Origin of the sequence: Thermocladium sp. ECH_B, assembly GCA_001516585.1 — an archaeon.
Lineage (GTDB): Archaea > Thermoproteota > Thermoprotei > Thermoproteales > Thermocladiaceae > Thermocladium.
The window spans coordinates 1-13,396 of the sequence record LOBW01000048.1 but is presented as its reverse complement, the minus strand read 5'-3'; the positions used below and the strand labels follow the sequence as shown (position 1 = coordinate 13,396).

General features: G+C 44.9%; 9 protein-coding genes, 1 tRNA gene and 1 pseudogene. 9 read left to right on the top strand and 2 right to left on the bottom strand.

Going from position 1 to position 13,396, the window contains the following annotated elements:
- The first annotated feature begins 228 nt into the window (after positions 1 to 228).
- Positions 229 to 771: a hypothetical protein gene (locus AT710_06605; GenBank protein KUO91445.1), complete on the top strand. Its 543-nt coding sequence runs from the start codon at positions 229 to 231 to the stop codon at positions 769 to 771.
- A 426-nt stretch (positions 772 to 1,197) separates the two neighbouring features.
- Entirely contained in the window at positions 1,198 to 3,588 is a 2,391-nt protein-coding gene (locus tag AT710_06600) for a hypothetical protein (protein ID KUO91444.1), read from the top strand.
- A 633-nt stretch (positions 3,589 to 4,221) separates the two neighbouring features.
- On the opposite strand, the gene AT710_06595 is transcribed toward AT710_06600, so the two are convergent.
- Positions 4,222 to 4,301: transfer RNA gene (locus AT710_06595), tRNA-Arg, on the bottom strand.
- A gap of 258 nt (positions 4,302 to 4,559) precedes the next feature.
- Between AT710_06595 and AT710_06590 the strand changes: the two genes are divergently transcribed.
- The 7 genes from AT710_06590 to AT710_06560 all read left to right on the top strand — a co-directional run bounded on the left by AT710_06590 (position 4,560) and on the right by AT710_06560 (position 12,852).
- On the top strand, positions 4,560 to 5,075 hold the full coding sequence (locus AT710_06590) for a hypothetical protein (GenBank protein ID KUO91443.1): 516 nt from the start codon (positions 4,560 to 4,562) through the stop codon (positions 5,073 to 5,075).
- An 11-nt stretch (positions 5,076 to 5,086) separates the two neighbouring features.
- The gene (locus AT710_06585; protein ID KUO91442.1) at positions 5,087 to 7,762 is read left to right on the top strand and encodes an ABC transporter substrate-binding protein; all 2,676 of its coding nucleotides are present in this window, start codon (positions 5,087 to 5,089) and stop codon (positions 7,760 to 7,762) included.
- A 162-nt stretch (positions 7,763 to 7,924) separates the two neighbouring features.
- Complete coding sequence (locus AT710_06580) at positions 7,925 to 9,034, top strand: ABC transporter permease (GenBank protein KUO91441.1); 1,110 nt, start codon at positions 7,925 to 7,927, stop codon at positions 9,032 to 9,034.
- Entirely contained in the window at positions 9,031 to 10,446 is a 1,416-nt protein-coding gene (locus tag AT710_06575; GenBank protein ID KUO91440.1) for an ABC transporter permease, read from the top strand. Before AT710_06580 ends, AT710_06575 begins: the two co-directional genes overlap by 4 nt.
- 5 nt (positions 10,447 to 10,451) lie before the next feature.
- Positions 10,452 to 11,435, top strand: a complete 984-nt coding sequence (locus AT710_06570) for a dipeptide/oligopeptide/nickel ABC transporter ATP-binding protein (protein KUO91439.1) — start codon at positions 10,452 to 10,454, stop codon at positions 11,433 to 11,435.
- A gap of 96 nt (positions 11,436 to 11,531) precedes the next feature.
- Positions 11,532 to 12,536: an oligopeptide ABC transporter ATP-binding protein gene (locus tag AT710_06565; protein KUO91446.1), complete on the top strand. Its 1,005-nt coding sequence runs from the start codon at positions 11,532 to 11,534 to the stop codon at positions 12,534 to 12,536.
- A 73-nt stretch (positions 12,537 to 12,609) separates the two neighbouring features.
- The gene (locus AT710_06560) at positions 12,610 to 12,852 is read left to right on the top strand and encodes a hypothetical protein (protein KUO91438.1); all 243 of its coding nucleotides are present in this window, start codon (positions 12,610 to 12,612) and stop codon (positions 12,850 to 12,852) included.
- Between the two features lie 44 nt (positions 12,853 to 12,896).
- Here the strand turns inward: AT710_06560 and AT710_06555 are convergent.
- Positions 12,897 to 13,396: pseudogene (locus tag AT710_06555) on the bottom strand.

The following is a 13,396-nucleotide window of genomic DNA, read 5'->3' as shown; positions in this document are numbered from 1 at the left end:
GTCCACCGCTGGACGAATGGAGCGGGGTGAACCCCACTAGCTGTGAAGTGGTGAGGATGAAGGCGGTAAACCACGAACCAATGAACCGCCCAAAGGGAACCCCCACCCTTCAGGGCGGGGAGGAGGTCAGGAAAGCAGAGTCCTCGCTTAAGCCAAGCGTGTAAACATACTCCTCCCTAGCTCTTGGCATTGATTCGTGATGCATTTATGAACCTCACCTCAGGCTCTGTGTTGGTTGGGGTATCTAATCCACTCACTGATCCGGCTGGGTACAGGGCCTTTCTTTCCCTTGAGATAGCTGGGTATCTATATGCAGGAAATTCCTCTCTATTCTTGGATAGGTTAATGGATAATGGAGGCAATAGAAGCGCCACGAATGCGGCTGAATTAGTGGCTCCCCTTGAAGCCGGCCAAATTCAATTCCTCTTCATATATAGATCGGCAGCCATATCTCATGGTTTAAGTTACATTCAATTATCGCCCCAATTAAGCCTAGGGAATCCATCGTTAAATAATTTCTATTCCATGTTTAATTATAGCATTGATGGAAAGACGTTCAGGGAAGGTCCTATTTACTTATATGTATCTATACCGGGAAATGCCAACAATGAATCCCTGGCGCAGCAATTCATAGTTTTCCTACTAAACGATTCCTCTTTATTATCTAAATATGGCTTGCACCCATTAAAGCCAGCGCTCTTATTTGCTTGGCGTTCTTCTATTCCTCAATNTGTTAAGGAATTAATGGAGAAAGGCTTAGTGAGTTCATGAATGTCATTGAAACTACACATTATGAAGGGAAGCTTCATTGGTGCATTGAATCAACTTCATGTGTCCCATGAGCAGTTAAGCAACGAATCAAGAATGGAACCCCCATATTTCCAATAGGGATTCATTGATGTGTCGGTTTACCACAGAGGAGCATTAAAATATTTTTGAGGTATTTGTTAACGGTCATTATTATGGCGTAGTTCTTATCTTATTTGGGAAAGTATTAAAAACCCGGCTTCATTTCTTTGATCGAGTAAATGGGCACTAAACTTGATGAGACTATTATGGAATTATTGAGGAGGGAGCTTGGGGATAATGCTGATCTAGCAATATCTCTATACAAGGCGTATAGGGAGAGGGGGTCAAGGGGAGTGAAGGATGAATTAAACAAATTATTAGCCAAGTATGGAATAGAGGTGTAGCATCATGAAGTACGTAATAGATAAGTTGGGACTCATTAATTTCAGGGTTTTCAAGGGGGAGAAAGATTTCGTTCTAAGGCCTGGATTAACCCTAATACATGGATCGATAGGCGCCGGTAAATCCACGTTGATTCAATCAATAGAGTACTGCCTATATGGAGAGCAACTTGAAGTGAAGGAGAAAATCGCGAGACTACTTGACTTAATTAATGAGGAGAGCGATTATGCGAAGGTCAGCGTATCCTTCATGAATGGCGATTCCGGCCTAATCATACAGAGATCGCTAGTCCGCCAACGAGACTCCGCTAGGCAGGAATTAATTATCAACGGTGATAAGGGCAGCGAGGAGGAGTTGGCTAAATTAATAGGCTTAAGCGATGATGATTTTGAGCGATTCATACTAATAACGCATAGAACCCTGGAGCAATTAGCATATGGCTCGATTCAGCGTAGAACCGTTATAATAGATAGGCTATTCGATATTGATTATATAGACTCAATAATTCGGCTTCTCCCCATAGATGCAATCAGCAGTGCAATAGAGAAAAGAAAGCAAGAAATAGCGGGGGCAGCCGAGGCAAGCGAGTTAAGGCAAAGATACGGCTCAATAGAGGCAGCCAAGCAGAGAGCAACTTCCCTGCGGGATGAGGTAGGCAAGGTAAGGGAGGAACTGGAAAAACTGAGTAGCGCCTATAGTAATCTATTGAAGAAGCGATCCGAGACCATGGATAAAATCAAGGATGTGGAGGCGCAGTATAGGCAATACGTGATTCTCAGCGAAAAACTGAAAGAACTTCAATCACGCGGTCCGATCTCGAGGGGAATAGAGGCGGAGGCCGCGAGCGATTCAGAGGCACTTAAGGCAGTGCTCATCGCTAGATTAGAGGAGAATCTAATGGAGGATGAGGCTCAATCGCTCAGCAAGGCCTCGTCGCCAGATGAATTATTAATGGCCATGTATAAGGCCATTGGGCAACTAGAGGAGAGGGCTAAAGAGATAAGCGATGATTTAAGGCAGTACAGGGAGCAAGCGGAGAAGACTAGGAGGGACCTAGAGAGATTAAGGACTAGCGTAACCATGCTTGAGGAGCGATTACACGCCCTTGAGCCCAGCTTCAAGCGGTACAGTTCTGCAGCTGCGGAGGTAGGCGAATTACCTGTCGCCAAGGCTAAGCTAGAGAGGCTACGACTAGATTATGAAGCAATCGAATCAGAGGCCCGCTACAAGTCCGCCCTTCTAGAGGTAATTAATCACTTGAGGAACCATGGAGTAAAGGACCAGCGGTGCCCAATTTGTGGATCAAAGCTAAGCATCGAGTCATTATCTACCATTAAAGTTGAAACCATTAAGGATGATGAGGTTAAGGAAATGCGGGAAAGATTGGAGAGAATGGAGAGATTAGTGAGCGAGATGGAAGTTCTTCACCCAATTTATCTTCAATTCATTGATTTAGGCAAGAGATTAGAGGAGGCTAGGAAGCAATTAGAGGATGGGATTGCCCGCGCCGAGAAAATGGATAAGGCAATTCAGGATCTAGAGAGAAGGTACGCCAGCCTCTCCAGCTTCATACCAATAGCAAGGGACAGATTAGCTAGACTGGAGGAGGTTTATGGAGAGGTCGAGAGAATTAAGAGAATTGAGGAAATAAGAGTCGAGCTACAGAAACTGGAGGATATATTGAAGAGTCATGATATTAATGTGGAGGCTGCAATAAGGCTAGAGAATGAGATAAACGATATCGGCAATAGGCTGGATGCGTTGAGGAATAAACTGGAAATACTTAGTTCTGAATATATGGAGCTGGAGTCAAAACTAAGTAAGATAACCATGGCCGGAGTCGATGTTGAGAAGGCAATCAGGGAAGTGGAGGAACTCGAGGCATTATTATCTAGGTTCCTAAGCATTAAGGATGGACTTCTAAGAGTCCAGCGCATCGCCAGGCAACGCATAATAGAGGGCATAAGAGATGAATTTGCCTCCATGTTTAGGAGAATGTATCCATACGGCGATCTTAGCGGAGTCTCCATAGAGCTGGAACAACGCGAAAAGGGGGATTATGCATATGCATTATATGCATTGCGGAGGGGTAGGAAGGTCCCCATGTCGAGGCTCAGTGATGGCCAGAGGCTCACCATAGCCATATCATTTGTTCTAGCTATGTATAAACTAGTAGAGCATAAGTTCGGCTTTATCTTAATGGATGAACCCCTCCCATATGTTGATGAGAATGTTAAATCATCCTTCGCCAACCTATTGATTAATATTTTAAGGGAGGGGATATCTAAGCAAGTAATAGTTGCCACGCAGGATTCCTCCCTTATGGATTCGATAGTTGAGAAAGCCAAGCAGAGTAACATAGATATAAATATCATAAAGTTGGACAAATCCGGATAAAAGCTATAATACCAAAAAATATAGGGCTCTTAGCTTCTCGCTTTGCAATATAAGGAGCGGTGAAGTGAGGTTTACAGGAACGGTGCTCTTGGCGCGGGTCCAGTGGGATTTGAATCCACGACCTATGACACTGTATCACTTCTGGCTCCCGCATACATTGGCATCTATGGGAATCCGAGTTCTGCGGCTTGGCGGTGCGATAGATTGCATAAAAGGGGGTTAAGGGGCGGGAAGCCTCGCCCTTTAGGGCGGGGAGGAGGTCAGAATTGGTGCTTCAACCAACATTGATAGTGGGTTCAGCCAATGCATGGGCTTTGTAGACTCCTGCTGAGATTAAATGTACTGGTGAGGGGTCTCGGCAAGTCTGTTCACGCCGTGGTGCCCACGGCAGGGAGAGACCGTGGTCTATGATTTGGAATGGATAATCTTTTATCCATCACCCCGTCCGGCCATCGTGCTTATTATCAATTAATCAACGCGCATCCCTCCGGCCCTAGCCATGGCACCGGGGGCTTCAATGTTTTACTGTGCCGATAATGCGGCGTGAAGTGTGAAGTTCTATTCCTTGATAAATGTATTACAGGGAAGATAATTATCCCAAGCAACAGCTGAGCTGAAAGCATTAAGCTTTTATGGCGGACCCGGTGGGATTTGAACCCACGACCTACGGCTTAGAAGGCCGCCGCTCTGATTCCATGCTGAGCTACGGGTCCTCTAATTAAACCTTGGCTTTATTTGTGTTTTTAACGTTGTCGTCATATTGAACAAAGTTAATCTTTTAACATCAGAGACCCGTCCGTGAGGGCGGGGGTAGTTTACTGCTAACATAGCTGAAATTCGCCATTAATTGGGAATTATTTTTCAATCAACTTTTATTGATTGAGAAGTTAAGGGAAGAGCCTCGAGTTCGGTGAAAACGATGCAAGTATTTAGCACCGACAGGGTTAAATTAATGTAGTTATCGGTTACTCATGGGTTTTTGGAGCAGCATAGTTAGGAATAGGCCTTTTATGATTGGAATTATATTAGGCATATTGACCATAATTGTATCCATTTATGTTGAGTTTCACCCATATGATGTAAGCATGATAGGAAGTGGAGTAATCATGCCGGGCAGCATTAACTCATCAGTGTCCTTCACTGTTCCCCCAACCAGCATAGTCGTGGTTCAATTAAGTAATGGGACAGGCAATTTAACAGTGTCGTATTATAGGGTGGTTCCAGACACTAATTATACGGTGCCAAGTTCCACTGTTATCAATTCAACCGATGAGTACCATTTCTTCACCATGATAACCAATATGACGCTCAGCAATGCTTCGGTNTCTATGCATTACCGAGTTTATGAGCTAGATAGAACCTATATTTTCTGGGTGCTTTTATGGTTATCATTGATCTTATTCATTGCCACTATAGTTCTAGTTGTGTTTGGGTTTTCACAAATAATAAACGAGGTATATAGAGAAAAACTTAAAAGCAAGAAATAATCGAAACTAATATGCGNAAGGAAATTTGGATTCTCGCGCTTGCCATCGCGCTAGCGATGGGCTTAGCGCTGGTAGCATATGCGCAGCAAATGCCGCAAACAGTTAATATATATGAAGTATCCTCAAGCCAAGTACCGCAGTACTTCTCCTCCGGAAAGATAGATATCTTCCTTAATCCATGGGCATTGCCACCCAGCACTCTTTCTCAGCTCTCCAGTAATCCCAATATAACATTCGTGTCGCCGGCGCCTATATCAATATATGATTACCTCTTTAACCCATATCCAAGCAATACGACATTTAACCCATTCGCATATAGATACGTTAGATTCCTAATGAATTACCTAGTTGACAGGAGCGGCGTCATATCGCAAGTATTCAGTGGGAATGCTCAACCCATGGTTGCTTGGCCATCAATATTCGCCCCCAACAACTATAAACTAATATTGCCATCAATATTAAAGTATAATGTGCATTATGATCCCTCCTTCGTGAATGCATCGATTTATGCTTACTTCGTAAAGCTAAACAAGACAGATCCAGTTTGGCATGGAAGGATCCTATACATAAACCACATGTGGTATTACCTACCGCCAGGTTCATCAGCGCCTCAACCAGTGACCATAAAGTTCTTCATTAGGAACGACGATGAATTCAGGTATAAGATGGGTCAAATGTTCATGGCCTCGCTCCAACAATTAGGCTTCACGGTTCAGCCAGAGTATGGCAGTCTTAGAGATGCCTTAACTATCGTGTACGGTAGCAATCCCGCCAATATGAGTTGGAGCATATATACCGAGGCTTGGTCAGTAACTCCAGAGCCTTGGGATACTGGTGCTGGCGATGCTTGGTTCGCCACTTGGTATGGCAATGTTCCTGGATGGGGCACTCCAGGCTGGTATAATTATGCTAACTCCACGATAAATAACTTGACATATATGGTTGCCACAGGCAATTTCTCCTCTCTGGCTCAATTTGAGAAGTATTCCGAGTTATCGGNTTTAATGGGATTCCAGCAAGCAATAAGGGTATGGATAGTATATAGGGCCGTATCATACCCAGTGCTGAATAGCGTTAAGGATTACTTGCCGAGCCTCATGGGGCTCGAGAGCTTCAACCCGGTTGGTGTAAAATTCGCCTATAATGCCGCTCATCCAAGTGTGCTGAATGTCGGCATGCTTCATGTGGCTCAGTTCCCGTGGGATCCAATAGGATGGTATTACTCCATTGATTCATACAGCGCCGACGTGTTCGGCGGATTCCTATTTGACCCATTCATATTCTATAGCCCCACCAGTGGGGAGCCCTTGCCATTTAGAGGCGCATGGAGAACCGTCATGAATGTGAATAATGCTGCAGCAACGTACCCTGTGCCGCCCAATGCGGTTATTTGGAACGCAACGCTGGAGAAGTGGGTGCCTGTTGGGCCCGGCAATACTGCNAAGGACATAGTTTATCTATACTTCAATGGAACCTGGCTTGGCACTAATTGGCAGGATGGTCAACCCATAACCATGGCAGACATCATATTTAATTATTACTTATGGTTCGATTTGGCTCAGCTCGGCAAGGATCTTGGCCCCAGCGCCAGCGCATTATCTGACCTCCAGGGAATAATTTCGCCGACTACGTCGGAGATAGTTGGTTTACAGTTCTTCAACAATGGAACTGTGGTGGTTTATGGGAATTACTGGTTCCCCGATCCCAACATAGTTGCTGCATACTATGCACCGGGACTATATTCCATGGTTGTTCCATGGCAAGTATATGCCGCTATGTTGCAGGACTTCGTCGAGGGCAAGGGTGCATTCACCAGCAGTGAGGCTTCATCCCTTAATACGCATCAAATAGATATTAGCCAAGCCGGTGACGCCGCAATACTTGCTGGCATATTGAAGGATTGGACCGCAACTGGTTATGTTTGGGATAATGGGTCTGTCTTTAACATAAATGGCGTCTCATTCCTATCCACTAGCCAGGCTGTTCAGGATTACCAGGATGCATTGAACTTCTATAATACATACGGCAATATGTTCATAAGCAATGGACCATATATATTAAAGCAATTAATAACCGTTACTCCACAATCGGCAACCCTTGTTGCATGGAGTGGATACCCATTCAATTATAATTATTGGTTCAACAAGATATATACATCGCAAGGCATTACGTCGTTCCCGCCACAAGGAAACTTCGCGCCGTCAGTGGTTGGTTTCTCTCCAACTAGTATAGTATCTAACCAGACCGCCTCATTCACGATAAAGGTTCAAGGAGTTGGTAATCCAGTGGCTACAATTTACTTGATTAATCCATCCACCAGCAGTATATTGTACAATGCAACGGCCACTGGAGCTAATGGTATAGTTAATGTGACTGTTCCAGCGACAGTTACGGCGATGCTCCAGCCGGGAACTTATGAGGTTCTAGCCGTGGTTCACACTACTGCTACTCCGATACCGGCTCAATATGAGGCGACTGTTCTTGTTTCGCCGCCGCCTCCGCCGCCTACCACTACGTCTCCGCCTACTACGTCTACTCCGCCGCCTACCACTACGTCTCCGCCTACTACGTCTACTCCGCCGCCTACCACTACGTCAAGTTCATTATTGATAGCTGTAGTTGTCATAATAGTCGTCGTAATTATAGCGGTTGGTGTTTGGTTGGCTCTTGGTAGGAAGAAGCAGTAATATGTTTCTGGTGGCTAATTGAAAATAAATTTATTTTTTGTTTCTCGTTTTATTTGATTTATTGATTTTTGTTCTTCTTTCTGTTTTATATATTTTTCTATGTATTTTATCGTTTATTATTTTTGGGTAAAATTAATAAATAGGTAATGCCCTTGCATTGGTATGGGATTATTAAGGTCGCTGGGCTTTAGAGCGATAAACCTAGTGCTGATCTTAATAGTTGTGTTATTCATCATATCATACGCATTATCAGGACCTGCATCGTCAGTGCTTGAGAATCAGGTGAAGATAGAGGCAAGAGCAGTGGCGCAGGCAGTGCTTAAGCACAACCCGAATGCTGCATCACAGGCCCAGCAAGTGTATAACACTATAGTAGCTCAACTAGAGAAGGCATATGGCTTGAATCAGCCCCCAATAATTAGGACGTTCTATATAATGTGGGACATGCTTAGCTTTAACTGGGGATACTCATTCTTTCCCCAGAATTATGGGGTTAGCAATGGTAAGGTAGTCAATATAATAGCGTCAGCGCTTCCTGGAACCATCATACTTGATACATTTGGCATATTGCTTAGCGCAGTGATCGGCATTTATATAGGAACGCGGTCCGCATTAAGATATGGCTCAATTAGTGATAGGGGAGTTATGTATTATGCAGCCATATCTAATGGATTGCCTCAGTGGTGGGTTGGCATAGTTTTCATAATAGCCTTCGCCGTAATGCTTAGGGAGATCCATTCNCCAATATACTTCCCCTTTGGNGGNATATTGGATCCNCAATACTTCGGNACTTGGTTAACTAATCCGGTAGCGGTTTTCGCCAATGCATCTGCAGTAATTAATTTACTATGGCACTTGGCTTTACCATTACTCACGGTTCTAATAGTTAATATTGGTGGTTGGGCATACTTCGCTAGGACCGTGGTTCTAAACGTCGCGCAAGAGGACTTCGTGACGGTGGCTCGGGCAAAGGGCCTCTCCGAGAACCAAGTCGTTAATAAGTACATAATTAGGCCAGCCGCTCCAGCCATATTGACATCTATTTTAATAACCATACCCTTCGTGCTCTTCGGCGGCTTCTTAGTAACTGAGGTGGTCTTCANGTGGTGGGGTCTTGGCTATGTATATAATATCGCTATAACTGCTGCCGGCACGCCCGATACGCCTGTGGTGGTTGCGCTCACTTATGCTTCTACCCTGCTTTATATAGTAATAGTATTTGTGCTGGAGATTCTTTATATAATGCTTGACCCAAGGGTGAGGGAGCAATGAGCAGCCAGGAAAAGAAGGAGAAGAGACGGGGCTCGGGCTTCAGGATTCTTGGAATGTCGCCAAGCGAGATAAGCAGAGAATTCTTCAGCAGCAATACAGGTAAGGTAGCATCGGCATTATTCATTATACTAGTTGTCGTATCTATATACTCCTACTTCGCTCTGCCTCCGAATTTCGGCGCGATGTGGAATAATCCATCCTATTGGAAATTTAATCCTGTTGATGCGCCGCCAGCTTGGATCAATTACTTAACTACGCAGAAGTTGGCTCCTCAAGCGGAGATTACTCCGCCTCAATCAGTGGTTCAGTACCATGGCGTAACATATATAACATCCACGATCAGCGTAGCGGATCCATATACCGTCCCGTGGCAGGATATATATGTGCTATTTAATGGCATACCAGCCAATGCATCAGTGGCTCTTCAATTAACTATATATAGGCCAGATGGCTCATCCATAACTATTGGACCATTAACTCCCTCAGGTAGTTATATTGATTTGGCCTCATCCCCGCAAGTGAAGGATCAAATACTCAACTTCTTCTCAAGCAACGGTCAATCAGTGAACCTAGCTCCAACCCAATCAGCAGTACCGCTCCTATTTCAAGCCTATAAGAATGGCAAATTAACATCGCTGAACGGTAATTACACAATAAAGCTGCTTGCCACCGTGTTTAATGCTGCAAGCGTTGGTTCTTCCCCATTATCCATAATAATGAGAGGTAATGCCTATGGCCTAATGGGTACGGACTTCGAGGGGCACGATTTATGGGAGGGATTACTGGCTGGTTTTCCAATTGATCTGGAAATAGGAATAGTATCGGCCTTAATAACTATGGTGATAGCCATAGTGGTGGGAATAATGTCGGGATACTTCAGGGGCTGGATAGATGAAGTTCTAACGAGGATAACCGACCTAGTCATAACTCTCCCCGCATTCCCTCTCCTAATAGTATTCTCAGTCCTCTTCGCTTGGAGTTTATGGGATGCAATAATATTCCTCTCCATATTATCGTGGGGAGGCGCGGCGAGGATAATTAGGTCAATGATAATGCAGATACGTGAAGCTCAATATATTGAAGGCGCAAAAATAGTAGGCGCTCGCGGCTCTTGGATTCTCAGGAATCATATACTTCCCCAAATCATGCCGTACTCCCTCTACTTGCTGGTGACTAGCGCGCCTGGCGCTATTTTGACTATTTCAGCATTGAATTTCTTGAACCTGGCCGGCAGCGCTTACCCCACGTGGGGTAATTTATTGTATTGGGCTGATGATACTGGTGCATTATATGCCGGGATGTGGTGGTGGGTGATTCCGCCCGGCTTATTGATAGCATTCGTGGCGGTAGTATTTATATTAATAGCAATAGCAAGCGAGCCCGTGGTTAATCCAAGGCTGAGGTATGGGTGATCGGGATGCCTCTGCTCGAAGTAGATAACCTCAGGCTTTATTACTCCACAAGCAAGGGAATAGTGAAGGCCGTGGATGGGGTATCCTTCGATTTAGACGAGGGAGAAACGCTTGCATTAGTTGGAGAAAGTGGGTGCGGCAAGTCCACCATAGCTAAGGCATTGATTAGATTATGGGAGAGGAACGTATCAATGGTAAGCGGCGAAGTTAGATTCGAGGGTCGCGACGTTCTTCACATAGATGCGGAGGAGTTTAGGACGCAGTACAGGTGGAAAAAAATAGCTTGGGTGCCGCAAGCCTCAATGAATTCCCTGAATCCCGTTTTAACCATTGGGGAGCAAATGATAGAGCCGCTCCTGATTCATCATGGTGTGGACAAGGATAAGGCAATGATGCAGGCAATGGATATGCTGGAGGCAGTTGGGTTACCTAGGGACACAGTGCGGCGTTACCCGCATCAATTAAGTGGGGGAATGAAGCAGAGGGTAGCCATAGCCATGGCCCTGATATTAATGCCCCGCCTCGTTATACTGGATGAACCCACTANCGCACTTGATGTGATAACTCAAGCCAATATAATGAATCTACTTAAGAGGCTTAGACGGGAATTTAAATTGACTTATATATTCATAACTCATGATTTAGCCTTGGCAAGCGAGTTAGCTGATGCGGTTGCAGTTATGTATGCGGGCAAAATGGTGGAGATAGGGAGCGCTGAGGATATGTACACATCGCCAAAGCATCCCTATACAATTGGATTAATGGGCAGCGTCCCCACCCTTAGGGGAGAGAAGAAGTTAACTTTCATGCCTGGTGAAGTGCCTAGTTTAATTAATCCACCCACTGGTTGCCGCTTTAACCCAAGGTGTCCCTACTTTGCATCTAGGGNTGAATTAAAGGGCCTCTGTGACAGGGNTGAGCCGCCGCCCATTGATGTCGAGCATAAGGGCTCTAGGAGGCACTTAGTCTCTTGTTGGCTATATAAGTGACAATATATAAATCTATGATAGTTGTTTCTATTGTAATGAAGTGAGGATATCTTTTTAAATATTGATACTAAGGGGATATTAATGCTTGCTTCATCCATGGCTGACTCACCGTGGATAAATCCCAATCATTTAGTGGTAGCGCATAGATTAAAGATGTGGTACACAGTTCAGAGCGGCTTATTCTCTAAGACCAGATATGTTAAGGCCGTTGATGATGTCAGCATAAGCATAGGAAAGGGAGAAACAGTCGCAGTAATAGGTGAGTCAGGCAGCGGCAAGACCAGCCTGGGTAGGACGCTTTTGCGGCTATATAAGCTGAACGGTGGTACCCTAATATTTGATGGGAAGGATATAACCAAGGCAAGTGAATCCAGCATTGCTTGGTTTAGGAGAAGGGCGCAAATGATATTCCAAGACCCATTCTCGGCGATAAATCCATTCCATAATATAAAGTTTATTTTGGAGGAGCCCCTAATTATCCATGGTGTCGGCGGTAGCGCGGCCGAGAGGGAGGAAATGGTTATACGGACTCTGAATGAGATGAAGATGAATCCGCCAGAAGATTACCTATTCAAGTATCCCCATATGCTAAGCGGTGGGCAAAGACAGAGGATAGCAATAGGTAGAGCCGTGATATTAAGACCGGACTTCATAGTGGCTGATGAGCCTGTTTCGATGCTTGATGCGTCGGTGAGGGTTGAGATATTATCGCTGCTTAAGGAAATACAACAGAAGATGAATATAGCATTCCTATACATCACTCATGACATATCCACGGCCAAATACTTCAGCGATAGAATAGCGATTCTCTACGCGGGTAAGCTAGCTGAAATAGGTCCTTATAGGTCTGTCATAAAGGATCCAGCTCATCCATATACACAGGCCTTAATAGAGGCGATACCGGATCCTGATCCCTCGAATAGATTTAAGGATAGAAAGATAGTTGGAGGCGAGCCCCCCACCCTAATTAACCCACCAAGAGGCTGCCGGTTCCATCCCAGATGTCCATTTGCCATGGATATATGCAGGAGAGAGGAGCCGCCAATGGTGGAGGTCAAGAACGGCATATACGCTGCCTGTTGGCTCCACATAAAGAAGTGATTGCCACAGCTCATATTAAATGCGATTAAGCAACGGCGTTAAATTTAATTCTAAAACAGCAATATTTAAATTAATGCGTATAACCATTGATCGTAGGAATTTAGGCGATGAACTTAATGACATTATCGCTAACCCAGGCCGAGTTAAGGGTAGGGAATTAATTTCGTATGCTATTGATTACTTAAGGAGATCCCGGGAAAGCGATGATAGGTCTGCCGCTGAGTATCTTTGGGCGGCCAGTACTCTGGCTGTAGAGGCATTAGGCGCCTACAGGGAGAACCAGAAAATAGTATCGCTTCGGGATCAGTGGATCTGACCTCCTCCCCGCCATTTGGCGAGGGTTCCCCGAGGTCTAGAGGGTTACGCCCCTTTCACGGGCGCTACTCGATTATGATCCACGATAAACGACAAAGGCTTCTTTATCGTCGAGATCGTTATGCCGGTAGCCTTCTTCAATATGTTTAATGCGCCGTTCAAGTCGGAATGAAGCCTATGACCCTTAGGGCAATTAACTACTCCCCTTGGATCCCTCTCAACCTCAACACCATGATAAGCACAGATACGTGAAGTATTATACTCAATGACCTCAAACACACGAATACCATACTCTTGAGCCTTCAGTTCTATGATATTCATCAACTCTCGATAAGACCACAAGTTCACGGTGAACTTATTACCCTTATCCTGCGCGATATTGAAGGGGTACCCCAAGTAGATCGTGGATACGCCTCGCTCATGCAACTCCCTCAACAGGTGGGAGGCGAAGTTGCGGTAGAGGTGAAGAAGCCTCCTAATTAGTTTCTTGAAGAGTCTCCTCCTCTCCCTATTAAGCTCCTCGTATGCTTCGTATTCTTCAATGT